Annotated in this window: 18 protein-coding genes and 1 pseudogene; 11 read left to right on the forward strand and 8 right to left on the reverse strand. The window is 71.1% G+C overall.

The window, feature by feature from the left end:
- Nucleotide 1 precedes the first annotated feature (1 nt).
- Complete coding sequence (locus tag BAY60_RS01530) at nucleotides 2-3,019, reverse strand: nitrate- and nitrite sensing domain-containing protein (protein WP_112279025.1); 3,018 nt, start codon at nucleotides 3,017-3,019, stop codon at nucleotides 2-4.
- Nucleotides 3,020-3,613: 594 nt separating this feature from the next.
- Between BAY60_RS01530 and BAY60_RS01535 the strand changes: the two genes are divergently transcribed.
- The 4 genes from BAY60_RS01535 to BAY60_RS01550 are packed head-to-tail and all read left to right on the forward strand — an operon-like array spanning nucleotide 3,614 to nucleotide 7,127.
- A complete protein-coding gene (locus tag BAY60_RS01535) occupies nucleotides 3,614-4,639 on the forward strand; it encodes an ABC transporter substrate-binding protein (RefSeq protein WP_112279026.1) in 1,026 nt (341 codons plus the stop codon).
- 1 nt (nucleotide 4,640) lies between these two features.
- Nucleotides 4,641-5,411: an ABC transporter permease gene (locus BAY60_RS01540; protein ID WP_112279027.1), complete on the forward strand. Its 771-nt coding sequence runs from the start codon at nucleotides 4,641-4,643 to the stop codon at nucleotides 5,409-5,411.
- Nucleotides 5,408-6,217: an ABC transporter permease gene (locus BAY60_RS01545; RefSeq protein ID WP_112279028.1), complete on the forward strand. Its 810-nt coding sequence runs from the start codon at nucleotides 5,408-5,410 to the stop codon at nucleotides 6,215-6,217. The genes BAY60_RS01540 and BAY60_RS01545 overlap by 4 nt, the downstream gene beginning before the upstream one ends.
- A 1-nt stretch (nucleotide 6,218) precedes the next feature.
- Nucleotides 6,219-7,127, forward strand: coding sequence for an ABC transporter ATP-binding protein (locus BAY60_RS01550; protein WP_112279029.1), 909 nt, complete (start codon nucleotides 6,219-6,221; stop codon nucleotides 7,125-7,127).
- 80 nt (nucleotides 7,128-7,207) lie between these two features.
- On the opposite strand, the gene mdlC is transcribed toward BAY60_RS01550, so the two are convergent.
- Together mdlC and BAY60_RS01560 are read right to left on the reverse strand one after the other, a co-directional pair.
- Nucleotides 7,208-8,788, reverse strand: a complete 1,581-nt coding sequence (mdlC, locus tag BAY60_RS01555; RefSeq protein ID WP_112279030.1) for a benzoylformate decarboxylase — start codon at nucleotides 8,786-8,788, stop codon at nucleotides 7,208-7,210.
- A 4-nt stretch (nucleotides 8,789-8,792) separates the two neighbouring features.
- Nucleotides 8,793-9,050: pseudogene (locus BAY60_RS01560) on the reverse strand (nuclear transport factor 2 family protein); the annotation flags it as partial.
- A gap of 82 nt (nucleotides 9,051-9,132) precedes the next feature.
- Here BAY60_RS01560 and BAY60_RS01565 point away from each other — a divergent pair.
- Nucleotides 9,133-9,684 carry a TetR/AcrR family transcriptional regulator gene (locus BAY60_RS01565; RefSeq protein WP_112279032.1) on the forward strand — a complete coding sequence of 184 codons (552 nt, stop codon included), beginning with the start codon at nucleotides 9,133-9,135 and terminating at the stop codon, nucleotides 9,682-9,684.
- Nucleotides 9,685-9,704: 20 nt separating this feature from the next.
- Here BAY60_RS01565 and BAY60_RS01570 read toward each other — a convergent pair whose 3' ends face one another.
- Entirely contained in the window at nucleotides 9,705-12,140 is a 2,436-nt protein-coding gene (locus BAY60_RS01570) for a sensor histidine kinase (protein ID WP_112279033.1), read from the reverse strand.
- 175 nt (nucleotides 12,141-12,315) lie between these two features.
- On the opposite strand from BAY60_RS01570, the gene BAY60_RS01575 reads away from it, so the two are divergent.
- The 4 genes from BAY60_RS01575 (at nucleotide 12,316) to BAY60_RS01590 (ending at nucleotide 17,151) form a co-directional block, all read left to right on the forward strand.
- Nucleotides 12,316-13,299: an ABC transporter substrate-binding protein gene (locus tag BAY60_RS01575; RefSeq protein WP_425466434.1), complete on the forward strand. Its 984-nt coding sequence runs from the start codon at nucleotides 12,316-12,318 to the stop codon at nucleotides 13,297-13,299.
- Nucleotides 13,300-13,460: 161 nt separating this feature from the next.
- Nucleotides 13,461-15,107, forward strand: coding sequence for a DNA repair helicase XPB (locus BAY60_RS01580; RefSeq protein WP_112279035.1), 1,647 nt, complete (start codon nucleotides 13,461-13,463; stop codon nucleotides 15,105-15,107).
- A 230-nt stretch (nucleotides 15,108-15,337) separates the two neighbouring features.
- A complete protein-coding gene (locus tag BAY60_RS01585) occupies nucleotides 15,338-16,096 on the forward strand; it encodes a DUF4253 domain-containing protein (protein ID WP_112279036.1) in 759 nt (252 codons plus the stop codon).
- A 155-nt stretch (nucleotides 16,097-16,251) separates the two neighbouring features.
- Nucleotides 16,252-17,151 (forward strand): DUF72 domain-containing protein, encoded by a 900-nt coding sequence (locus BAY60_RS01590; protein ID WP_112280642.1) that lies wholly within the window; start codon nucleotides 16,252-16,254, stop codon nucleotides 17,149-17,151.
- Between the two features lie 11 nt (nucleotides 17,152-17,162).
- Here the strand turns inward: BAY60_RS01590 and BAY60_RS01595 are convergent, their stop codons facing one another.
- Complete coding sequence (locus tag BAY60_RS01595) at nucleotides 17,163-17,741, reverse strand: type 1 glutamine amidotransferase domain-containing protein (protein ID WP_112279037.1); 579 nt, start codon at nucleotides 17,739-17,741, stop codon at nucleotides 17,163-17,165.
- 77 nt (nucleotides 17,742-17,818) lie between these two features.
- Here BAY60_RS01595 and BAY60_RS01600 point away from each other — a divergent pair, with 77 nt between their 5' ends.
- A complete protein-coding gene (locus BAY60_RS01600) occupies nucleotides 17,819-18,781 on the forward strand; it encodes an o-succinylbenzoate synthase (protein ID WP_112279038.1) in 963 nt (320 codons plus the stop codon).
- Between the two features lie 4 nt (nucleotides 18,782-18,785).
- Here BAY60_RS01600 and BAY60_RS01605 read toward each other — a convergent pair whose 3' ends face one another.
- Nucleotides 18,786-21,164, reverse strand: coding sequence for a xanthine dehydrogenase family protein molybdopterin-binding subunit (locus BAY60_RS01605; RefSeq protein ID WP_112279039.1), 2,379 nt, complete (start codon nucleotides 21,162-21,164; stop codon nucleotides 18,786-18,788).
- A gap of 135 nt (nucleotides 21,165-21,299) precedes the next feature.
- Here BAY60_RS01605 and BAY60_RS01610 point away from each other — a divergent pair, with 135 nt between their 5' ends.
- Nucleotides 21,300-21,509, forward strand: a complete 210-nt coding sequence (locus BAY60_RS01610) for a PspC domain-containing protein (protein ID WP_112279040.1) — start codon at nucleotides 21,300-21,302, stop codon at nucleotides 21,507-21,509.
- 76 nt (nucleotides 21,510-21,585) lie between these two features.
- On the opposite strand, the gene groL is transcribed toward BAY60_RS01610, so the two are convergent.
- Complete coding sequence (groL, locus tag BAY60_RS01615) at nucleotides 21,586-23,214, reverse strand: chaperonin GroEL (protein WP_112279041.1); 1,629 nt, start codon at nucleotides 23,212-23,214, stop codon at nucleotides 21,586-21,588.
- A gap of 203 nt (nucleotides 23,215-23,417) precedes the next feature.
- Entirely contained in the window at nucleotides 23,418-24,833 is a 1,416-nt protein-coding gene (locus BAY60_RS01620; protein WP_112279042.1) for a serine/threonine-protein kinase, read from the reverse strand.
- Between the last annotated feature and the right edge of the window lie 36 nt (nucleotides 24,834-24,869).

The raw sequence follows: 24,869 nt of genomic DNA on the forward strand, positions 1-24,869 counted from the left end.
GTTACTCCTTCGCTCCGTTGTCGGCCGACCAGTCGTTCCGGCCGCTCGACCCAACAGAATCGAACTCCCCCGCCTCGGCGGACGGCTCTCTGAGTGCGTGACGACCACTCTGGTAGCCACGCTGGAAGCTCGCCATTCGGTTCCGCGCCGCGTCCGCCGACCTGGCGATCGCACTGTGACCAGGCTGGCCCACAGTCGTGTCGGCAAACGCGTCCCCCTCGGAAGGACGAACGGAACCCGGCACCAAGTATGCGTTGGGCACCCGCTTGGGCAGCCCGGCAGGGGTGATCTCCTCACCCTTGGGCTCCAGCAGCGAGTGCGCGGCCTGCCAGCCGCTGTCGGAGACACTGCGCCAGTCGTCGTCGTCCTCGGTGGTCCCGGCGTCGTGTCCGGCGTCGTTCACGTCGTCAGCCTCCGCCTCCGCCCGTTGCTCAGGCTCGACGCCCTGCTCCTCGTACGGCTCCGGACTTGACTCCTCGCTGAACCAGCGCGAGAGCACGGACTGGTAGATGGGCAGCCGCCTGGTCGGCACGTCGTCCTCCAGCGCGCTGCCGTCGCTCCCGGCGGGCTCCGGTTCGGGCTGCTGCTCGGGCGCCACCGGGACGTATCTCGGCTCGCGCTTGGGCAGCGCGAGCTGGTAGTCGTCGCTGGTGCGCCCGCCGCCCCTGCCGTAGCCGTTGCCGTTGACGGGCTCCGGTTCCGGATGCTCGGCGGGCCACTGCGGCTCCTCGGGCTCCTGCTGCGAGGATGGCTCCGGCGGCGCGGGGCTGAGGAACGGTCCCGCCGCCCGGGAGCTGCCGCCGACCAGGTCGTCGAGGCTGATCGGCTGCGCGAGCGGGGTGAGGCCCCCTTCGCCGTTGGTGGCAGGCTCCGGGGCCGCCGACGGCGCGGCGGGCAGGGTCGTGGTCTCCCGCAGGTCCGGCATGCTCGCCAGGTCCGGCGAACTCGCCGACGACAGCGGGGGCAGCGACGGCGAGGAGATCTCCTGTGCCGGTGGCCGCGACGGGATGTGGTCGAGACCGTGCGGCTGGCTGGTGAGCAGCTCGGTCGGCACGACGATGCGGGCGATGACACCGCCCTCGATGTCCTCGTTCTCCCGCAGGCGCACCTCGATGCCGTGCCGCTTGGCGAGGCGGGCCACCACGTACAGGCCCATGCGCCTGGTCACCGACACGTCCAGGTCCGGCGGGTCGGCCAGCCGCTCGTTGGCCTCGTTGAGCTGTTGCTCGGTCATGCCGACGCCGCGGTCGGTGATCTGGACCGCCAGCGCGTGCCTGCGGGTCACCACCGCACGGACGCTGATCCTGGTCTCCGGCTCGGAGAAGTAGGTGGCGTTGTCGAGCAGCTCGGCGAGCAGGTGCACCAGGTCGTGCACGGCGCGGCCCTGCACGGCGACCTCCGGCACCGAGCCCACCTCGACCCGGGCGTACTGCTCGATCTCCGACACGGCGGCGCCGATGACGTCGGCGGCGGGCACCGGCTTGGACATCGACTTGGCCAGCCCGGCGCCGGAGAGCACCAGCAGGCTCTCGCCGTTGCGCCGCAGCCGGGTGGCAAGGTGGTCCAGCTCGAACAGGCTGGCGAGCTGGTCCGGGTCCTGCTCGTCGGCCTCCAGCCGGTCGATCACGCCGAGCTGGCGTTCCACGAGGCGCTGGCTGCGCCGGGAGAGGTTGACGAAGATGCCGTTGACGTTCTCGCGCAGCAGCGCCTGCTCGGCCGCCATCCGGATGGCGCGCTCGTGCACCACGTCGAAGGATCGCGCGACTTCGCCGATCTCCTCGCGGGTGAAGACGGGCACCGGGGCCACCGCGTTGCGGGAGGCCTCGATGGGGTTCGGGTCGGCGAGGATGCGGCGCACGGTCTCGGGCAGCCGGACGTAGGCGACCTCCAGTGCGCTCGTCCGCAGCGTGCGCAGCGGCTTGAGCAGTGCCCTTGCGATCACCAGCATCAGCACGAGCGTGCCGACCAGCGCGGCGAGCATGATCGCGAAGAAGGTCCAGGCCGCCTGCGTGGCGTCGTCGGCGAGCGTCGTGGCCTGGCCGAGCATGCGGTCCAGCAGGGCGCGCTCCACCTGCCGCATCTTGTTGGTGGTCGCCGTGCCGTCGGCGGTCAGCCTCGGCACGTCGATGTCGAGCGCCTCGCCCGCCTGGGCGTTGGCGAAGGCCGTGGCCTGGATGCGTTCCCGGCTGTCGACCTCGGCACCAGCGACGGTGTCGGAGTAGAGCTGCTGCTCGTCGAGGTTCGCGTTGGCCTCGTAGGTGTCGAGTGCGGCACTGGCGCTGGCCTGGGCGGCGAAGGTCCGTTCGAGGAGGTCGGCGGGGAAGCCGTCGCGCCCGGCCGCGATCTGCAGCGCGGCGTTCTGCCTTGCGACGAACTCCTTGGCCTCGCCGAGCGCCTGCAGCGTCGTGCCCCTGCGCAGCAGCTCCCTGTCGGTGACCGACAGGTTCACCTCGCGGCCCAGCTGCACCAGGGTGTCCAGGATGGACGTGTACGTGACGAAGGCCGCCAGGTCGGGGAAGGCGGTGTTGCTGATCTTCGCGCGCAGCGGCACGAGCGCGTCGAGCCGCTGCAGCGCCTGCTCGTACCGGTCGGCGGTGTCCTCGTCGCCGACGTCGAGTCCGTCAACGGCGCCGCGGAGGTCGCGCACGGCACTGTCGACCCTGCCGATCTGCGCGTCGAGCGCCTCCCTGTCGGCGAAGCCGTTGGCCATCCTGGCCACCGCCAGGGTGCGCTCGTCCTGGATGGCCTGGACCACAGCCGTCACGCGGGTGGCGACCTCGACCTGGTCGGCGGTGCGCTGGAAGTCGCCGGCCCGGCCGGCCTCGTTGAGCGCCTGCAGGCTGCCGAAGGTCAGCGCGGTGACCAGCGGGATGATCAGCACGGCGGCGAGCTTGGTGCGCAGGGGCCAGTTGCGCAGCTTCCACCGCGAGGTGCTGGCTTCCGCCGCCGTCTGCTGCGGACCGCCCTGCTCCTGCGCAGGGTCGGGCCCGTCTACCGCCGCGGTCTCTCTGTTCGGCACCGCTCTACCACCATCGTCGTCCGAGCCGGATCAGACCCCGGCGTCCTGGCCGGGCCTTCGGCGTACGCATCGCGCACATCAGCCCGCTAGCCTCACCCGTGCCGGGGATCGCGGAGCAGCATCCCGTCGTGCGACCGCACCGGTCAAGACACCGCCGGACCACCGTCGCCCGCGGTCCAGGCCACCCTGGCGAGCAACCCCAGGTCGAGGCAGGGTAGACGCCGACTCCGCCATTCAGTCACTCTTTCGTCGCTACTTGGGTGGCTTGATTTCCGCGCGAACACAGAAGGTAGCGAAGACCAGGGAAGGATGTAACCCTCACAGGCCAAATGACGGCGAACCCTGCCACACTGCAGTGTTGCCAAGGCACCTTCTACCCGACAGAAGTAAACCTAGAGTTAATTAGGCCACACTAGTAGCCGCCCATTCGGGTGGTCTACGGTACTCACCGACCCGAGATCGGCACGCATTGTGATGATCCTGCGGGATCTCTACAGTAGCCACCCGTGGCCCGCTGAGTCCGGGGCGGCTTCACGCTCAGTCGGCCTCACCTACATACCAACGGCTCAATGGCCTCATACACGAGGAGTGGCATTGCTTCGACACGGCACTTCCCCCGTCGGCGGGTCGCGCAGACGCGCGCGGCTGGCCACCGTCATCGCGAGCATCGGGCTCCTGGCCACGGTCAGCGGGTGCGGTCTGCTGAGCGGCGAGGACGACTCGTCGTCCTCCGAGGGCAACGGTTCGGTCGAGAAGAGCGACATCACCGTCGCCACATTGCCCGCCATCGACGTGGCCCCCTTGCATCTCGCTGTGAAGAACGGCTACTTCAAGGAAGAGGGGCTCAACGTCAAGATCGACCAGGCCGCGAGCGGCCAGGCCGCGCTGACGAAGCTCATCAGCGGTGACGCCGACATCACGTTCTCCAGCTACGTGCCGTTCCTGGTGGCGCAGAACAAGGGCGCCGCGGACATCAAGTTCGTCGCCGACGCGGTGTCCACGACCCCGGACTCCATCCAGATCGTCACGATGCCGAACTCGTCGGTGAAGAACGTCAAGCAGCTGCAGGGCAAGAAGGTCGCCGTCTCCGCGCTGAACACCATCTCGGACGCGATGGTGAAGTCGGTGATGAAGACGAACGGCCTCGACCCCAACTCGGTCAACTTCGTCCCGGTGTCCTTCCCGGACATGGCGGCCACCCTGTCGCGGGGTGACGTCGACGCCGCACTGATGATCGAGCCGTTCCTCACGCAGGCTTCGAGCTCGACCGGCACGGTGCCGCTCGTCGACGCGGCCACCGGCCCGACGAAGGACTTCCCGCTCGCCGGATACGGTGCGCTGACCAAGTTCACCGAGGAGAACCCGGAGACGGTCGCGGCATTCCAGCGGGCCATGAAGAAGGCCACGGACGAGGCGCAGGACCGCAGCAAGGTCGAGAAGATGGTCACCGAGTACTCCAAGGTGGAGGCCGACACGGCGGCATTGCTGAAGCTGCCGAAGTTCCAGTCCACCCTGGACGCCGCGCGCATCCAGCGGGTGGCGGACCTGATGACCGAGTTCGGCATCATCCCGGAGAAGATGGACGTCGCTCCGATGATCGCGAAGCAGGCAGTCACGTAACGTGCGACCGATCTACCGGAATCTGGCCGGCCTGATCGCCTTCCTGGGAGTCTGGGAAGCCGCGGTCAGGCTCGGCCTGATCAACGACCAGTACGTACCGCCCGCGAGCGTCGTGCTGACCCGCACCGTGGAGCTGCTCGGCCAGGAGGACTTCCTCCGGGACGTCATCGCCAGCATGCTCGCGTGGGCCATCGCGATGCTCGCCGCGATCGGTATCGCCGTGCCCGCGGGCCTGCTGCTCGGCAGCCTTCCCGGCCTGCGGACGGCGACCACCGCGATCGTGGAGTTCCTGCGGCCGATCCCGTCGGTCGCGCTGATCCCGCTGGCGATCCTGGTCATCGGCGGCGGGCCGGAGTCGAAGATCGCGCTGGCGATCTACGCCTCGGTGTGGCCGATCCTGTACAACACGATCTACGCCTTCACCGAGATCGATCCGCTGCTGATCGACACCGCGCGCTCGTGCGGGGCCAAGCGCGGCAGGGTACTGGCCTCGGTGGCGCTGCCGCACGCGGCGCCGTTCGTCTTCACGGGCATCCGGATGTCGGCGGCGGTCGCGCTCATCCTCGTGGTGAGCACCGAGTTCATCGCCGGGGCCTCCACCGGGATCGGCCGGTTCATCCTCGACGCCACGTCCGGCGGAGGACGGATGGACCTGGTGCTCGCGGGCACCATCGTGGCCGGGTTGCTCGGCTACCTGGTCAACGACGGGCTCGAACGGCTGGGTGGCAGGCTGTTCCGCTGGCACGCGGCGACCACGACGGAGGCGGTATGAGGCCAGTCACCGGTTTCCTGCAGCGCTGGTCGCTGTTCTTCGGCGCGGTGGTGCTCTGGGAGCTCGCCGCGCGGCTCGCCGAGGACCCGTTCTTCCCGCCGCCGACCACGATCCTGCAGACGGCGGGACAGCTGTGGTTCTCAGGCCCTGCCGGCCACCTGTTGCTCACGGGCAGCGTCTTCAACGACATCCTGCCGAGCCTGGGCAGGGTCTTCGGCGGCTGGCTGATCGCCGTGCTCGTGGGCGTCGGGCTCGGCACGTTCCTCGGGCGGTCGAAGACCGGCATGGACTACGTGGGGCCGCTGTTCGCGTTCATGCGTGCGGTGCCGCCGCCCACGCTCGTGCCGGTGTTCCTGGTGCTGTTCAGCATCGGCACCCCGATGAAGCTCGCCACGATCGTCTTCGGGTCGGTGTGGCCGATCCTGCTGAACACCGTGGACGGCGTGCGCTCGGTGAGCACGACCCAGCGCGAGACGGCGGAGTCGTTTCGCACTCCGAAGGCGTACTGGGTCACGATGGTCGTGCTGCCCGCGGCACTGCCGAAGATCTTCGCCGGGTTGCGGCTGAGCCTGTCGCTCGCGCTGATCCTGATGGTCGTCTCGGAGATGGTCGGCGCCACCGACGGCATCGGCTACCAGCTGATCTTCGCGCAGCAACGGTTCGACTTCCCCGCGATGTGGGCCTGGATCGTGCTGCTCGGCGTGCTGGGCTACGGGCTGAACGCACTGCTGCTGGCGGTCGAGCGGCGGATGCTCGACTGGCAGCCGACACGAGGCGCCGCGCGCGCCCAGACCACGGGAGCTTGATATGGCAACGATGTTGGAGGTGAACGGGCTCAATCACCGCTACGGCAGCGGCGAGAGCGAGCATGTCGCCGTGCGGGACCTGACGTTCACGGTGGAGACCGGGCAGCTGGCGTGCATCGTCGGCCCCTCCGGCTGTGGCAAGTCGACGCTGCTGCGGTGCATCTCCGGGCTGATCCGGCCCTCCGACGGTGAGGTGAGGCTGCACGGCGACGAGGTCGACGGCGTGCCCGAGGACCTGGCCGTGGTGTTCCAGGACTACAGCCGGTCACTGTTCCCGTGGTTGTCGGTGCGGCAGAACGTGGAGTTCCCGCTGCGCTGGAAGAAGCTCAGCCGCGCCGAACGCAGGGAACGGGCGGTGGAGGCGCTGGAGTGGGTCGGCCTGCCCGGTGTCGGCAACAAGTACCCGTGGCAGCTGTCCGGCGGCATGCAGCAGCGGGTGTCGATCGCGCGGGCTCTCGCGCGGCGTCCCGCCCTGCTGCTCATGGACGAGCCCTTCGCGTCGGTGGACGCGCAGACCCGGTTCGAGCTGGAGGACCTGCTGCGCACGGTGCAGGTCAAGCACGGCAGCACGATCCTGCTGGTGACGCACGACATCGACGAGAGCGTCTACCTCGGCGACCGCGTGCTGGTGCTGTCGAAGTCCCCGGCGTCGATCGTCGCGGACCTTCCGGTGGAGCTGCCGGCCGAGCGCGACCAGATCGCCACGCGGGCCTCGTCCGCGTTCGTCTCGATGCGCAGTGAGGTGGCCAAGCTGCTGCACGGCAGCGGCACCGCGGGCCCCGTCACCGCCGAGGGCGCACCCGCGGCCGAGGACGCGCCCGAAGCGGAGCAGGCCAGGGCCGACCTGACGGAGGCCGACGCCGCGGAGCAGGCGAACACCGCGGGCGAGCCGGCCTCGAAGCCTCACTGAGCCGCCGCCCCACCCGCCCCCACCGGGAGCAAGGGACCTTTACTCCCGCCAAACGAGAGTAAAGGTCCCTTGCTCCCTGCTCAGTAGATCTTTTCCGGGGCCGGGTCGACGCGGACATGCACGACGCTCGGCCTGGGGTCGGCGAGCGAGGCGCTGAGCGCGGCCTTCAGCTCGCCGGGCTGCTCGGCGTGGTAGGTGGCGCAGCCCATGCCGCTGGCGAGCGCGGCGAAGTCGATACCACCGAGGTCCACACCCGGCAGCTTCTCGCCGCCGATCGCCTCGCCGAGGATGCGCACCGCCGCGTACTGCGTGTTGTCCAGGACCACGAACGTCACCGGCACCTGCTCGGTGGCCGCCGTCCACAGTGCCTGGATGCTGTACATGCTGGAGCCGTCGCCCAGCACGCTCACGACCTTGCGCCGCGGCCGCGCCAGTCCCGCGCCGATCGCGGCGGGCAGCGCCCAGCCGAGGCTTCCGCTCGCGGCGGCGAGAAAGCCGGTGTCGCGCGAGGAGATCGGCAGGTGGTCGTGCAGGACGTTGCGGTGGCTCGGCGCCTCCTCCACCACGATCGCGTCGTCGGGCAGCAGCTCGGCGAGCACGCTGTAGACGTAGCCGCCCGACACCGGCGTCGTCTCCGGCGGGCGGGCGGGCCGTGCCAGCGGCGCGGGCGCCGCCCTCGTCGTGTCCCCCACGGCGTCGGCCAGCTGCCGCACCGCGAGCGCGGGCGTGGCTCGCACGCCGGTGCCATGCGGGGCCCGCGCGAGCACCTGCTCGTCGTCGGAGACCACGAACGTCGGCGGCAGCTCCCGCTCGGGCTCGCCCCGGTACACGTGATAGGTGAACGCGGGCGCGCCGATCACCACCACGAGGTCGTGCGCGGCCAGCGTGTCCGCCAGAGCGATGCGCTCCGGCGTGAGGAAACCGAGGAACAGCGGGTGGTCCTCGGGGAACGAGCACCGGCCCGACATCGGGCTGGCGTACACCCCGGCCCTGCTCCGCTCCGCGAGCGACACCAGCTCCTCGACGACGCCGTCCTGGTCCACGGCCGCGCCGACGACGAACGCCGGCGCCGTGCTGCGCTCGAGTGCCGCCGCCAGCTCGGCCAGCGCGTCCGGATCGGCGGCGAAGCCCGGCACGCGCGGCCGGGCCCGCACCGGCCGCGCCTCGGCGTCCCAGTCGTCGGCGGGCACCGACAGGAACACCGGACCGTACGGCGGCTGCGTCGCGATGTGGTAGGCGCGCGCCAGCGCCGCGGGCACGTCCTCGGCGCGGGCAGGCTCACAGCTCCACTTCACGTACGGGCGCGGAAACAGCGCCGCGTCCGTCGCGCCGAGGAACGGGTCCTCCGGCAGCAGGGAACGGGTCTGCTGTCCCGCCACCACGATCAGCGGTGAGCGGTTCTGATACGCGGTGAACATGCTGCCCAGGGCGTGCCCGACCCCGCCAGCGGAGTGCAGGTTGACCAGCACCGGCTCCCGGGCGGCCTGCGCGTAGCCGTCGGCCATCGCGACCACCACGGACTCCTGCAACCCCAGCACGTAGCGGAAGTCCGACGGCCAGTCGGTGAGGAACGGGATCTCCGTGGTGCCCGGATTCCCGAAGACGGTGGTCAGTCCCCATTCGCGCAGCAGCTCGCGCGTGACGTCGCGTACGGATCCCACCGCCTCACGCTATCGGATGATCCAGCGCCTCGACCAGCATCGTGGGATCGTGATAATCGCGCGACCACATGATCTTCCCGTCCCGTACGCGCACCACGAAGATGTTCCGCACCGTCAGCCGGGCCCCCGTCGTGGTGACCGTGACGTCGTAGTCGCACTCGGCGACGATCACCTCCGGGTCCGTGGTCTCGCGGATCTCCAGCCGCTCGGCCCGCAGGGTGATCGGGACCCGCGAGGCCGCGGCAAGGTGCTGCCGGATCCGGTCCCTGCCCTCCTATTATCGGAGCCGTGACTCCGCTTCAAACGGACGGAGCGCCGACTCCGCTTGTCAAGGAAGCCGCGCGATGAGCCCGCGCGCCGACGCCGTGCGCAACCGCGCGAAGGTGCTCTCCGCCGCGGACGAGGTCTTCGTCGAGCACGGCACCGACGCCTCCACCGACCAGATCGCCAAGCGCGCCGGCGTGGGCATCGGCACCGTGTTCCGGCACTTCCCGACCAAGGAACTGCTGCTGGAGGCCGTGTTCGCCGAACGCCTTCGCCGGGTCGGCGAGCAGGCCAGAACCATGGCCACCCGGCAGGCGCCGGACGAGGCGTTCCGGGAGCTGTTCGGCACGCTGGTGGCCGACTCGGGCGCCAAGCAGGCCCTGGCCGAGGCGCTCACCGAGGCCGGCGTGGACGTCCGCGAGTCGGCCTCACCCGTGGAGGACGAGCTCCGCGCCGCGCTCGGCGAGTTGCTCGCCCGTGCACAGCAGGCGGGCGGGATCCGCGACGACATCGGCATCGACGAGGTGATCGCGCTGCTGGTCGGCGCCTCTCAGGCGATCGGGAAGACGCTCGACGTGTCGATGCGCGCCCGCACGCTCAACGTGTTCCTGGATGGGATGCGGCCGCACTGAGGCCCGCCGGGGCCGCGGGCTCACTCCGCCCGCGCGTGCCTGCCGCGGCGCACGCCGTTCTGCAGGCTCGCCATCCGGGAGCGCACGTCCTCCGGCGCGCGGCTCACGACGGCCTGCCGCTCCTCTTCCGCGTCCTCGGAAGGCCAGGCCACGTCCTCGGCTCCGGGCGCCTCGCCCGTCCGGAACCACTGCGTGAGCACCTCCTGGTACGCGGGCATCCGGTCGGTCGGGGTGTCCTCGGACAGCGCGTACTCCTCCTGGTCGTGCTCGGTGGGCCATTCGGGCGCCGGCTCCGGCCGCACGGGGGCGCGCAGGGGCGGCTCCTGCCAGACGTCGGCAGGCTCGGGCTCGGGCTCGGGCTCGGGCTCCGGCTGGGGGTCCGGTTCCGGATGCCACTCCGGCTCGGGCTCCGGTGCCGGCACCGGCGGGGTGGCCGGCTGGGCGGCCACCGGGGCGGGCGCAGGTGGCATCGGGCGCGGCGTCGGCTCGAACTGCACCAGCTCCGCGGGCACCACCACGGTCGCCGTGAGCCCCCGGATGTCCGCCGCCGACAGCCACACGCGGATGCCGTGCCGCCTGGCGAGCTTGGCCACCACGTAGAGCCCCATCCGCCGGGACACCTCGACGTCCACCTCGGGCGGCTCGGCGAGCCGCTCGTTGGCCCTGCGGATCTCGGCATCGGGCATCCCCGCGCCACGGTCGGTGATGTCGATCCGCCACTCGCCGTCCGGGGTCACCGAGCTGACCACCGACACGGGCGTCTCGTCGCCGGAGTAGGCGGTGGCGTTCTCGAACAGCTCCGAGATCACGTGCACCAGGTCGCCGACCGCCTCACCGAGCACGCTCAGCCGGGGCGTCGCGGCGATCTTGATCCGGGGATAGTGCTCCACCTCCGACAGCGCGGCTCCGATGATCTCGTCGGCGGGCACGGCGCCCGGCAGCGGGCGCCCCACGTCCTGTCCCGCGAGCACCAGCAGGTTCTCGCTGTTGCGGCGCATCCGCGTGGCAAGGTGGTCGAGCTCGAACAGGCCGCTCAGGATGTCCGGGTCCTGCTCGTGCTCCTCCATCCGGTCGAGCACGGACAGCTGCCGCTCCACCAGGTCCTGGCTGCGCCGGGAGAGGTTGACGAACATCGAGTTGACGTTCTCGCGCAGCATGGCCTGCTCGCCCGCGAGCCGCACCGCCTCGCCGTGCACGGCGTCGAACGCCCTCGCGACCTGGCCCAGCTCCTCTCTGCTGAACACGGGCACCGGCTCGACGGCCCTGCGATGCGCCTCCTCCGGCCGCGGGTCCGGGTCGGCCAGGATGCCCCGCACGGCGTCCGGCAACCGGTGCTGTGCCACGTCGAGTGCGTTCTGCCGGAGCAGCCGCAGCGGGGCGAGCAGCGACCGCGCGATCAGCATCGCGAGGACCGCCGCGACCGCCAGCACCCCGAGCACGATGCCCGCGTCGATGATCGCCGAGCGGCGCGCGTCGGTGGCCAGCGCGTCGGACCGTTGCTGGATCTGCACGTGCAGGGCGTCCTGCACCCGCTTCGCGAGGTTCACCGTGTAGGTGGCGGCGGTGTCCCACTGAGCGGGGTCGAGTCCCGCGAGGTCCTGGTCGGCACCGGCCCGCCGCAGCACCGACTCGACCATGCCGTTGCCGATGTCCACGACCAGACCGATGATCGTGTCGTCGTACATCCGCCGCTGCCGCGGCGTGGCGAACTTCCGGAAGTCGTTGCGGGCGGCGTCGAGTTCGGCCTCCGCGCCCAGCAGCGCCCGTTCCCTGTCCTCGGTGAGGATGCCGCTCGCGAGCGCCTCGGCGACGATGGCCCGCTTGACCGACATCTGGTCCTTGACCCGCGCGAGCGCGCCCGCGGCCAGCCGGGTCCGGGCCAGCTGGTCGTCCTCGATGCCGGACACGGCCTGGTCGCCGATGTCGAGCAGACCGGAAATCAGCCCGCCGTACGAGCGCAGCACGGCGTCGGCGGGCAGTTGCGAGTTCTCGCCCGCGTAGCGCAGTCCCGTGAGCACGTCCAGCCTGCGTTCGACCTGCTGGAAGGCGGCCACGGCCTCCGGCGCGAGATCGGGCGTCGCGGCGGAGAGCTCGCGGTCGAACGCGCCGATCGCGGCGTCCACCTTGCCCCGCTGCTCGCGCAGCTCCCGCAGCCCGCTCTGCCTGCCCGCACCGACGTAGCGCACGGTGAGGTCGCGTTCGCGCTGCAGCTCGTGCACGAGGTCGGCGACGGTCGTGTCCACCCGCACGCGCTGCGCGCCCTCGGCGAACCCGGACGCCCTGCCGAGATCGTCCGCGATACGAAGACCCACCAGGACGACGACGGCCAGCACCGGGATCAGCAGTGCGGCCACCAACCTGGTGCGCAGCCGCCAGTTGCGGAGCCTCCAGCGCCCCCCGGCACGTCCGGGATCCGTCGCGTCATCCCGGTGGGGACGGTTACTGCGACGGGTCACCTGGCTTCCTCTGTCGAACCTGTTGTCAAACCGCAGTCAGGGCACGTCCCCGGGGAAACCACTGGAGGGTAGCGGCACTCGTGATGATCCGGAAGGCGCCCGCAGCTCGGCGGGGTCGCGGGCGATGGTATTGGTTTTGCCTGCCCGGACTCCACCGGATCGGGCAGTCTCGCTTGTGATCTTGGAGGACCCGATCAACCGTTCCCGCAGGCGACTGCTCCCCCTGCTCACCGCGTTGCTCGTGGTCACCGGGTGCTCGGTGTTCGGCTCCGACGAGCAACCACCCGCACCGGAACGCACCACGCTGCGGGTGGGCGTCGGCAACGTCATCGAGACGGCGCCGCTGCGGATGGCCGTCGCCGCGGGCGAGTTCGCGGCCGGCGGGCTGCGCGTGGAGCTCGTGGAACAGGCCGACGAGGATGACGGCCTCGCCAAGCTGGCGGCCGGGGAGCTGGACGTCGTCTTCGGCAGGGACGCCGCGCTGTTCACGGCGGCGGCCACCGGCACGGCACTGCGGCTGCAGGGCGAGGCCTACACGGCGGGCACCGATTCCATGGCCCTCGTCACAGTGCCGTCCTCGGGCTACGAGGAGCCGAGCGAGCTGTCCGCGCCCACGATCGCCGTCGACCGCCAGGACGGCCTCGGCACGCTGACCACCGGCTCGGTCCTGCGCACCGCGGGGGTGGACCCGGAAACCGTGACGTTCACCGAGCGCGCGCCGCAGGACATGGCGGCCGCGCTGGCCGGCGGCGAGGTGGACGCCGCCTGGATGGTCGAGCCGTACCTCACCGCGGCGCAGAAGGACCTGGGCGCGATCGTGCTCGCCGACTGCGCCAGGGGCGACACGCAGGACTTCCCGATGTCCGCCTACGCCAGCAGTGCCGAGTTCGCCGAGCGGAACCCGCGCACGCTGGCGCTGTTCCGCGAGCTGCTGGGCACGGCGCAACAGCGGGGCGCCGACGAGTCGGCCGTGCGGCGCGCGCTGCCCGGCCTCGCCGACATCGACCCCACGACGGCGTCGCTGGTGTCGCTCGGCACCTACCCCACCTCGCTGAACGGCGTGCGGCTGCAGCGGGTGGCCGATCTCATGCACGGCTCCGGCCTGCTGGCCGAGCGCCTCGACGTGCAGAGCCTGCTGCCCAAGCCGGAACTGTCGTAGCACCGGGCGCAAGGGGTTCGCCCGAGTGGGACACCAACGGAGCCCACGGTGCCCGCGGGCACGTCTGGTGTACCCAAGGTGCCCTTCGGCTCGGCGCAGGCGGGGGCACGGCTGCCTCACCACTGGGCCAGGCTCCGGGGAGGGAACGTATAAAGGAGGGCGTGAGTGATGGCCCTCTGATCGTCCAGTCCGACAAGACCGTGCTGCTCGAGGTCGACCACGAGCGCGCGGAGGACGCTCGCGTGGCGATCGCGCCGTTCGCGGAACTGGAACGCGCACCGGAGCACGTGCACACCTACCGGATCACGCCGCTGGCGCTGTGGAACGCGCGTGCCGCGGGCCACGACGCGGAACAGGTGGTGGACGCGCTCACGACCCATTCGCGGTTCCCTGTCCCGCAGCCGCTGCTCATCGACGTCGTCGACACCATGGGCCGGTTCGGCAGGCTGCAGCTGCAGAACGATCCGGCGCACGGGCTGGTCATGTCGACCACCGACCGCGCCGTGCTCGAAGAGGTGCTGCGCAACAGGAAGATCAACCCGATGCTGGGCGCCCGCATCGACGACGACACCGTGGTGGTGCACCCTTCCGAGCGCGGCAGGCTCAAGCAGGCGCTGGTGAAGGCGGGCTGGCCCGCGGAGGACCTTGCCGGCTACGTCGACGGCGAGTCCCATCCGATGAGCCTGCGGGAGGACGGCTGGGCGCTGCGCGAGTACCAGCGCCAGGCCGCGAAGGCGTTCTGGGCGGGCGGCTCCGGTGTGGTCGTGCTGCCGTGCGGGGCGGGCAAGACGCTGGTCGGCGCCGCCGCGATGGCGCAGGCCGAGGCCACGACGCTGATCCTCGTGACCAACACCGTCGCGGGCAGGCAGTGGAAGCGCGAGCTCGTGGCCAGGACGTCACTGACCGAGGAGGAGATCGGGGAGTACTCCGGCGAGAAGAAGGAGATCCGCCCCGTCACCATCGCCACCTATCAGGTCATCACGCGCAAGAGCAAGGGCGAGTACCGGCACCTGGAGCTGTTCGACTCGCGCGACTGGGGGCTCGTCGTCTACGACGAGGTGCACCTGCTGCCCGCGCCCGTGTTCCGGATGACCGCCGACCTGCAGTCCCGGCGCAGGCTCGGCCTGACGGCGACGCTGGTGCGCGAGGACGGCAGGGAAGGCGACGTGTTCTCGCTGATCGGGCCGAAGCGCTACGACGTGCCCTGGCGCGACATCGAGGCGCAGGGCTGGATCGCGCCGGCGGAGTGCATCGAGGTGCGCGTGACGCTCACCGACGCCGAGCGGCTGAGCTACGCGACGGCCGAGAGCGACGAGCGATACCGCCTGGCCTCGACGGCGCACACCAAGACCGGCGTCGTGAAGTCGATCGTGGACAAGCACGCGGGCGAGCCGACCCTGGTGATCGGCGCGTATCTGGACCAGCTCGAGGAGCTGGGTGCCGAGCTCGACGCTCCGGTGATCCAGGGCTCGACGAAGAACAGGGAACGCGAGGCGCTGTTCGACGCCTTCCGCAAGGGTGAGATCGACAAGCTCGTGGTGTCGAAGGTCGCGAACTTCTCGATCGACCTGCCCGAGGCGGCCGTGGCCATCCAGGTGTCGGGCACGTTCGGCTCCCGCCAGGAGGAGGCCCAGCGACTCGGCAGGCTGCTGCGACCCAAGGCCGACGGCCGCCAGGCGCACTTCTACTCCGTCGTGTCCAGGGACACGCTGGACACCGACTACGCCGCGCACCGGCAGCGTTTCCTCGCCGAGCAGGGCTACGCGTACCGGATCGTCGACGCCGACGACCTCCTGCGCCCCCTCTGACCGCGAGTCCTGCACTCAGGCCCGCGAGTCCTGCGCTCAGGTCCGCGAGTCCTGCACTCAGGTCCGCGAGTTCTGCGCTCGGGTCGGGCGGCGCCGCAACCACGGATCAGCCCACCGCCACCCGACCGAGTGAACCAGTACCGTCCCCTGTCCCGCGCCCGGAGAACTGTCGGACCCTCGAACTAGTGTTCGAGTCCGTTGATGGCCGCCTGTCTGGAAGGGGTTCGCTCATGACCGTGGTGCAGTTCCGCTCGCCCGATCCGTTGTCCCAGCTCACGCTGCCCGCAGGCCGCATGCGAGGGCGCATGTGGGTCTCGGACGAGGAGCTCGCCGTGCCCGAGTTGTACCTGGCGTGCGTCGCCGCCTATCCGCGCACCGGGCACTGGCCGGTGCTCATCCCCCGGGACGCCCGATTCGAGCTCACCGGGGAGGACTGGATCGAGGACCGGGGCTGGTTGCCGCCCGCCGCCGACGAGATCCACCTCAACGACCCGCGGGACACGCTCGCCGCATGGTGGCCGGAGCCGTGCTGCGACGGGCACTGCCTCGATCCCTACGGCGCCGCCTTCCCCGGTCTCGCACGCAGGTCACCAAGCCGTGCCGACCCGCTCGCGGAGGCAGGCAACACCGGGTCGGTGATCGCGAGCCACGGGCAGTGCAGGCTCGGCCTGGTCGAAGCCGCCCGGCCCGCCGACGTACCGGCCGCGCTCGGCTGGCAGGGAATGCGCACGATGACCGATCGGGTGGCCGCGCTGTCGGCGGTCCTGCGCAGCTGGGAGGAGCGCTTCGGCGCGGTGCTGATCGGGCTCGGTTTCGACACGCTGGACCTGTCGGTCGCCGCGCCGCCGAAGACCCGCGAGCGGTCGCTGGCCGTGGCGGCGGAACACCGTGCGTTCTGCCCGGACGAGTTCTCCGCCCAGCCGGGAACGCTCCGGGAGTTCGCAGCCGGGCTCACCGGGCGCCGCCTGTGGCGGTTCTGGTGGGACTGAGCGCGGCGCCAGCAGCCCGGCAGGGCGGCGGCGCGTGCCGCAGAATGATCGGTGCGGCGCAGTGAGCCGTTTTCACCGTGCGCCGGCCTGCGGGCAGGGGCCACACGGCCCGCCGGCCACAGGTGACGAAGCCCCAGCGCGCTCGGGAGGTGACCATTCCGCGGCAGGGCACGCAGCTTCGCGTCGGCACGTCGGGCTGGTTGTATCCGGCGTGGCGTGGCACCTTCTATCCGCGGGGGCTCGCGCACCGCCGGGAGCTGGAGTACCTGTCCAGGCAGGTCAACAGCCTGGAGATCAACGGCTCCTTCTACTCGCTGCAGCGGCCCGAGCGCTATCGGGGCTGGTTCGAGCAGACGCCGGACGACTTCGTGTTCTCGGTCAAGGGTGGCCGCTTCATCACGCACATGAAGCAGCTCCGCGGAGTCGAGGCGGCGCTGGCGAACTTCTTCGCCTCCGGCGTGCTCGCGCTGGGCCACAAGCTGGGGCCGGTGCTGTGGCAGCTGCCGCCGAGGCTGAGGTTCGATCCCGAGCGGCTCTCCGGGTTCTTCGCGATCCTGCCGCGCAGCACCGCCGAAGCCGCTGAGCTGGCGAGACACCACGACGACAAGCTGACGTTCGAGCCGTACCTGCACACCGGCGGCGACCGGCCCATCCGGCACGCGCTGGAGGTGCGCCACCCCAGCTTCGCGACGCCCGACTGTGTCCGCCTGCTGCGCGAACACGACATCGCCCTCGTCGTGGCGGACACGGCCGGAACCTGGCCCTATCTGGAGGAGGTGACGTCCGACTTCGTCTACGTCCGTCTGCACGGCGACCAGGAGCTGTACGCCAGTGGCTACACCGATGCGGCCCTGCGGAACTGGACGGCGCGAATCGCGGCGTGGAATGCGGGCGAGAGTCCGGTCACCACGCGCACGGTGGCGGAGCCCGCATCACGGCGGCCCCGCGACGTGTTCGTCTACTTCGACAACGACATGAAGGTGAAGGCACCCGGCGACGCCATCACGCTGGCTCGTTTCCTGGGCCTGCGTGACGCGGCACCGGATGCTGGTTGACCGGCGGAGGCTCAGGCGCTGCTGGCCTGCCCGGCGTGGGCGCCCTCGGCGATCTCCTCCACCAGCTTGTCGCAGAAGGCGGGCAGGTCGTCCGGTTTGCGGCTGGAGACCAGGCCCTGGTCCACGACCACCTGCTCGTCGACCCACTCGGCACCGGCGTTGCGGAGGTCGGTCTGCAGGCTCGGCCAGGAGGTGAGCCTGCGGCCCCTCACGACGTCGGCCTCGATGAGGGTCCACGGGCCGTGGCAGATCACGGCGACGGGCTTCTGCTTGGCGAAGAACTCGCCGACGAAACGCACGGTGTTCGGGTTGGTGCGCAGCAGGTCGGGGTTGGCGACCCCGCCGGGCAGCACCAGCCCGTCGTAGTCGTCCACCGAGGCCTCGGCGACCACCTTGTCCACCGGGAACGTGTCACCCTTGTCGAGGTGGTTGAAGGCCTGGATGCTGCCGGGCTGGAACGAGATGAGCTCCGGCTGTCCACCTGCCTCCTTCACGGCCTTCCAGGGCTCCGTCAGCTCGACCTGCTCGGTGCCCTCCGGTGCCACCACGAAGGCGACCCGACGACCCGTGAGTGTCTCGGCCACGTTCACCACTCCTCTCGCTCTGCTGTTCACTCCGGGCCTACCCAGCGGGCACCGGGCGCGAAACGCGGCGGCATGGCGGGACAATGGTGGCCGTGACCACGCCCCTCGTCTACGCCATCCCACTGCGCACCCGGTTCCGGGGCATCACCGTCCGGGAGGGGGTGCTGCTGAAGGGCGCGGCGGGCTGGGGTGAGTTCTGCCCGTTCGCCGACTACGCCGACGCGGAGTGCGTGCCGTGGCTGGCGTCCGCGATGGAGGCCGCCGACCAGGGCTGGCCGGAGCCGGTGCGCGACCGGGTCGAGGTCAACACGACCGTGCCGGTGGTGGCACCGGACCGCGCCCACGAGCTGGTCGCCGCCTCCGGCTGCCGCACCGCGAAGGTCAAGGTGGCCGACCCAGGATCGTCGCTTGTGGACGATTGTGAGCGGGTGGCCGCGGTCCGTGACGCGCTCGGTCCCGGCGGTGCCGTCCGGGTGGACGCCAACGGCGCCTGGGACGTCGACACGGCCGTCGCCGCCATCGGCGAGCTGGACCGTGCCGCGGGAGGACTGGAGTACGTCGAGCAGCCGTGCCCGTCCATCGACGAGCTGGCGCGCGTCCGGCGGAAGGTGGACGTACGGGTGGCCGCCGACGAGTCGATCCGCAGGGCGGAGGATCCCCTTCGGGTCGCCGTGGCCGGGGCGGCGGACGTCGCCGTGCTGAAGGCGGCACCGCTCGGCGGCGTCCGGCGGGCGCTGCGGGTCGCCGAGGCCTGCGGGCTGCCGTGCGTGGTCTCCTCCGCCGTGGAGACGAGCGTGGGCCTCGCCGCGGAACTGGCACTGGCCGCCGCGCTGCCGTCACTGGACTTCGCGTGCGGCCTCGGCACGATGTCGCTGCTCACCACCGACGTGACAACCCACTCGCTGTCCTCTATGGACGGTCACCTGCCGGTGCCGGGCCGGGCACCGGAACCGGACCTCGCCCCCGCCGTACAGGCAGGCGACGAGACCCGGGACCGGTGGCTGGCCAGGCTCGACCGGGTACGCGCGATCGCGGAGCGGATCTAGGAACCTAGACGGCAGCCTCGTCCGCATGGGGGTTGGGACCCTCCGCGCGCACCGGCAGCGTGTCGAACGCCTGCGGCGGCTCCCGCCACGGCGAGGGCAGCGTGCCCGCCCGCGCGTCGCGGACGGCCCGCCACACCCGCTGCGGGGTGAGTGGCATGTCCACGTGCCGCACCCCCAGGTGCTTGAGCGCGTCCACGACGGCGTTCTGCACCGCGGGGGTCGAGCCGATCGTCGCCGACTCGCCGATGCCCTTGGCCCCCAGCGGGTTGTGCGGCGTCTCGGTCTCGGTGTTCGCCGTTTCCAGCGCCGGGATCTCGACCGCCGACGGCACCAGGTAGTCGGCGAGCGTGCCGGTGACGGGGTTGCCGTCCTCGTCGTAGGTCACCTGTTCCCACAGCGCCTGCGAGATGCCCTGCGCCGCACCACCCTGCTGCTGCCCGCGCACGATCAGCGGGTTGAGCACCCGGCCGCAGTCGTCCACGGCGATGTGCCGCAGCGGCCGGACGAACCCGGTCTCGGTGTCCACCTCGACCACGGACACGTGGGCGCCGAACGGGAAGGTGGCCCCACCCGGCGTGAAGTCGGTGTTCGCCTCCAGCCGCTCACCGTCCTCCGCCGCGGCCGTGGCCAGCTCGGCCCAGCTCAGCGACGCCGTCGGCACACCCGCGACACCCAGCCTGCCGTCGGCGGTCAGCTCGACGTCGGCGACATCGGCCTCCAGCCGCGAGGCCGCCAGCTCCTTCGCCTTGCGCAGCAACAGCTCACCTGCCTCGCGCACCGCGCTGCCACCGACCTGCAGCGAGCGCGACCCGCCGGTGCCGCCGCCACGCGGGATCCGCGCGGTGTCCGACTGCACGAAGTCCACCGACTCCAGCGGAATGCCGAGCTTGTCCGACAGCAGCATGGCGAACGACGTGGGATGCCCCTGGCCGTGCCCGGACGTGCCGACCTTGATGGTGGCCCTGCCCTCCGGGCTCATCTCCACGGAGGCGTACTCACCGCCACCACCGCCGCCGGTGATCTCGACGTACGTGCTCACACCGATGCCGAGCAGCACCTGCTCGCCCGCCTCGATGCGGCGTGCCTGCTCCTCGCGCAGGTCCTCGTAGCCCGCGAGCCGCAGCGCTTCCCGCAGTGGCAGGTCGTAGTCGCCCGAGTCGTAGGTCGCGCCGACCACGGTGGTGTACGGGAACTCGTCGGGTCGCAGGAAGTTGCGCCGCCGCAGTTCCACCGGGTCCATGCCGAGCTCCGCGGCGGCCAGGTCCATCAGGCGTTCCAGCATCGCGGCAGCCTCCGGCCGCCCCGCGCCACGGAACGCGCCGGTGGGCGTGGTGTTGGTCAGCGCGGCGATCGCACCGAAGCTGATCCTGGGGATGCGGTACACGCCCTGCGACATGGTACGCGTCGGGCCGAGCGCGAAGCCACCGCCGAACCCGGCGTAGGCGCCGCAGTCGCCGATCACGCGGCAGTGCAGGCCGGTGATCTCGCCGTCGGCCGTCAGCCCCAGCTCGGCGTACTGCACCTGGGCCCGGCTGTGCGGCATCGACTGCAGGTTCTCCGACCGCGTCTCGACCCACTTCACGGGCCGGTCGAGCCTGCGCGCCACGCCCACCGCGACCTCGTACTCCGCGATGAGCCCGAACTTGCCTCCGAACGCGCCACCGACGTGCGGGGCGACGACCCGCACCCGCTCGCGATCGAGGCCGAACGTCTTGGCCGCCGCCACCCACAACGCGTGCGGCGCCTGCGTGGACACGTGGATCGTGAGGTCGTGCTCGTCACCGGGGCCACCGGGGACGACCGCGATGGCGTTGCCCTCCAGCGGCACGACGGCGACGCGCTGGTTCTCGATCCTGGCCCGCACCACCACGTCCGCGCCGTCGAGCACACCGGCGCCGATCTCGTCGCGTTCCCCGGCCGCGATGTTGCTGCCCAGCTCGGGAAACTGCAGCGGCGCGTCCGGCGCCACCGCGCTCTCCGGGTCGACCACGGCGTCCAGCGGCTCGTAGTCGACGTCGACGAGCTCGGTCGCGTCGGCCGCGGCCGCGCGGGTCTCGGCGACGACGACGGCCACCGGATCGCCGACGAAGCGCACCCGGCCCTCGGCCAGCGGCGGCCGCACGCAGTCGCGGTTGACCTCCATGAACTGCCGCACCGGCGGCAGGCCGAGGTCGGCGGCGGTGTAGACGGCGACAACGCCGTCGGCCTTCTCGGCCTCGCTGACGTCGATGCCGGTGATCTCGGCGTGCGCGAACGGCGAGCGGACGAACGCCAGGTGCAGCACACCCTCGATGGCCAGATTGTCGACATAGGAACCTTCGCCGCGCAGCAGTTCCGGGTCCTCGACCCTGCGCACCTCGGTTCCGAGCAGTGATCCGGGCATGCACCCGACCCTAGCCGCGTGCGCCGATCATGCCCAGGTGGAGCAACTCGAGGAGTGGCTCAGGGTCGCCGTCTCCGGGTTCGTTCCGGGTCGCTCCCCGATGTCGCCGGGCCCGCGTGCGCGGAGCATGGAGGCATGACGAACAACGTGACGGTCAAGAAGCTCCGCCGCAGCACAACCGACCGCATGCTCTCGGGCGTCTGCGGTGGCTGGGCGCGCTACCTCGGGGTCGACGCCGCGATCATCCGCATCGGGCTGGTCGCCACGACGATCTTCGGCCTCGGCACCCCGGTGCTGGTCTACGCCGCGTGCTGGCTGCTGATGCCGGAGGACGACGGCTCGTGACCCGGAAACCTCCGTACACAGCACGAACCCCGGGGCGAGCGAACTCGCCCCGGGGTTCATACGGGTAGGACCGGACTCAGAAGTCCATGCCGCCCATGCCACCGGTCGGGTCACCGGCCGGGGCCTTGTCCTTCTCCGGCTTGTCCGCGACCACGGCTTCGGTGGTCAGGAACAGGCCGGCGATGGAGGCGGCGTTCTGCAGCGCGGAGCGCGTCACCTTGGTGGGGTCGATGACGCCCGCGGCCACCAGGTCCTCGTACTCGCCGGTCGCGGCGTTGAGGCCGTGGCCGACGGGCAGGCCCTTGACCTTCTCCGCGACGACGCCGCCCTCGAGGCCGGCGTTGACCGCGATCTGCTTGAGCGGAGCCTCGACGGCCAGCTTCACGATGTTGGCACCCGTGGCCTCGTCACCGGTCAGCTTGAGGCTGTCGAAGGCGGCCTTGGAGGCCTGCAGCAGGGCCACGCCACCACCGGCGACGATGCCCTCCTCCACGGCGGCCTTGGCGTTGCGCACCGCGTCCTCGATGCGGTGCTTGCGCTCCTTGAGCTCGACCTCGGTGGCGGCGCCGGCCTTGATGACCGCCACGCCACCGGCCAGCTTGGCCAGCCGCTCCTGCAGCTTCTCCCGGTCGTAGTCGGAGTCGCTGTTCTCGATCTCGGCGCGGATCTGGTTGACCCGGCCCTGGATCTGGTCCGCGTCGCCGGAACCCTCGACGATGGTGGTCTCGTCCTTGGTCACGACGACCTTGCGGGCCTTGCCCAGCAGCGAGATGTCGGCGTTCTCCAGCTTCAGGCCGACGTCCTCGCTGATGACCTGGCCACCGGTGAGGATGGCCATGTCCTGCAGCATCGCCTTGCGGCGGTCACCGAAGCCCGGGGCCTTGACGGCGACGGACTTGAAGGTGCCGCGGATCTTGTTGACGACCAGGGTGGCCAGGGCCTCGCCCTCGACGTCCTCGGCGATGATCAGCAGCGGCTTGCCGGACTGCATGACCTTCTCCAGGACCGGCAGCATGTCCTTGACGTTCGAGATCTTCGACCCGAACAGGAGGATGTAGGGGTCCTCCAGGACGGCTTCCTGCCGCTCCGCGTCGGTCACGAAGTAGCCGGAGATGTAGCCCTTGTCGAAGCGCATGCCCTCGGTGAGCTCCAGCTCGAGCCCGAAGGTGTTGCTCTCCTCGACGGTGACGACGCCTTCCTTGCCGACCTTGTCCAGCGCCTCGGCGATGAGCTCACCGATGGTGCGGTCGGCGGCGGAGATGGAGGCGGTGGCAGCGATCTGCTGCTTGGTCTCGACCTCCTGCGACAGCTTGTGCAGCTGCTCGGTGACGGCCTCGACCGCCTGCTCGATGCCCCGCTTCAGCGCGATCGGGTCGGCGCCGGCGGCGACGTTGCGCAGGCCCTCCTTGGCCAGGGCCTGGGCGAGCACGGTGGCGGTGGTGGTGCCGTCACCGGCGACGTCGTCGGTCTTCTTCGCGACTTCCTTGACGAGCTCGGCCCCGATCTTCTCCCACGGGTCCTCGAGCTCGATCTCCTTGGCGATGGAGACACCGTCGTTGGTGATCGTCGGCGCGCCCCACTTCTTCTCGAGCACGACGTTGCGGCCACGGGGGCCCAGCGTCACCTTGACGGCTTCGGCGAGGGTGTTCAGGCCGCGCTCGAGACCGCGGCGGGCGTCCTCGTCGAACGCAATCAGTTTGGCCATTGCGGTGTGGTCCTCCGGTAATCGGACACGTCCTCGGCCAGGCTCGGTGCCCGCGACGGACGACCAGTTCGGAAAGTGCCGAACCTGGCCTCACCGTCCCGACCTTCAGGCGGGTGGTCGGCGACCAGCCGCCTAGCACTCGACGGTGCCGAGTGCCAATTCCGTGTTTAGCACTCTCAGGGTGAGAGTGCAAGGAGCGGGGGTCACCCGCCCGTGCCCGGAACCACCGGAATCGAGGTCGGCGGCGGGTTGTTCCCGCCCGTGTCACCGGAGTCCGGCTCGCTCGGCTCCGCACCCTGCGACTGGCCGGGCCCGACCGGGATGTCGGGCGCCTGCGAGGTCTCCGTCCGCGCACCAGGCTGGTTCTGCTCGCCGCCGGTGTCGTCACCGGTGAGCAGCACGACCGCCACGACGGCGCCGGCGATCACGACCACCGCGACGATCACCCAGATGATCCATGCCTTGCCGCCCTTCTTCGGCGGCGGCTGGTGAAATCCGGAGCCCCCGCCCTGCGGCGGCCCGTAGCCGGGCGGCGGGCCCTGCGGGGGCATGCCGTACGGCGGCTGCTGGCCGTATCCGGGAGGTGGCTGCCGGCCGTATCCCGGCGGCGGGCCAGGGGTCCCCGGTGGCATCGGCTGCCCGGGATGCCCCTGCGGGCCCGGCTGTCCTGGTTGCTGTCCCGGCTGCTGACCGTAGGGATGCACCGGGCCCCCCTCTCCGTGTTGTGCGACGGCGACCGCCTGCCTGCCCGGCAGGGTCTTCGACAGCGCGGGCTCGGCGTCCAGAGCCTTGCGCGCGGCGAGGACCAGGTCGACACAGCCTGCGTACCGGTCGCCGGGGCTCTTCGCCATTCCCCTGCGGACGACGTCGTCGACGGCGGGCGGCACCGAGGGAACCATCCGCGACACCGGCAGCGCCTCCCCGCTGAGGTGCCCCTTGATCACGGTCTGCACGTCACCCTGGAAGGGCGGGTTCCCGGTGAGGCACGCGTAGAGCATGCAGGCGAGCGCGTACTGGTCGGTCCTGCCGTCGAGCGGCTCGCCCCGCAGGTGCTCCGGCGCGGCGTAGGTCGGCGAGCCGAGAAAGTCGCCACCACGCGTGCGGTGGCCGGTGGCGCCCCGGCGGGTCAGCCCGAAGTCGGCGACGTAGACGTGCTCGCGGTGCGACTCACGACTCGTGACGAGCACGTTGGCCGGCTTGACGTCCAGGTGGACGAGTCCGCGGTTGTGCAGGGTGTCGAGCGCGTCGGCGACCTGTTCGAGCAGGCCGAGAGCTCGCTGCGGCTCCATTGGCGAACCGCCGATCAGGCTGGCCAGGTCGGACCCGTCGACCAGGCGCATGGCGATGTAGAGCATGCCGTCGAGCTCGCCGAAGTCGTATAGCGGCACGATGTTGGCGTGGTCGATCGCCGAGGTGTTGCGGGCCTCGTCGACGAACCGCTCGCGGAACTCCGCGTCGGCGCCGAGGTGCTCGCCGATCACCTTGAGCGCGACCTTGCGGCCAAGGCGCACGTCGGTGGCCTTGTACATCACGCTCATGCCGCCCCGGCCGAGCACACCGTCGATGCGGTAGTTGCCCAGCCGCCGACCGGTGAGGTCCCCCGACACATCGCCTGTCACAGAGCGCAGCCTAACGCCCACGCCCGATGTGGAGCG

It is taken from the genome of Prauserella muralis (genome assembly GCF_003202285.1).
Lineage (GTDB): Bacteria > Actinomycetota > Actinomycetes > Mycobacteriales > Pseudonocardiaceae > Prauserella_B > Prauserella_B muralis.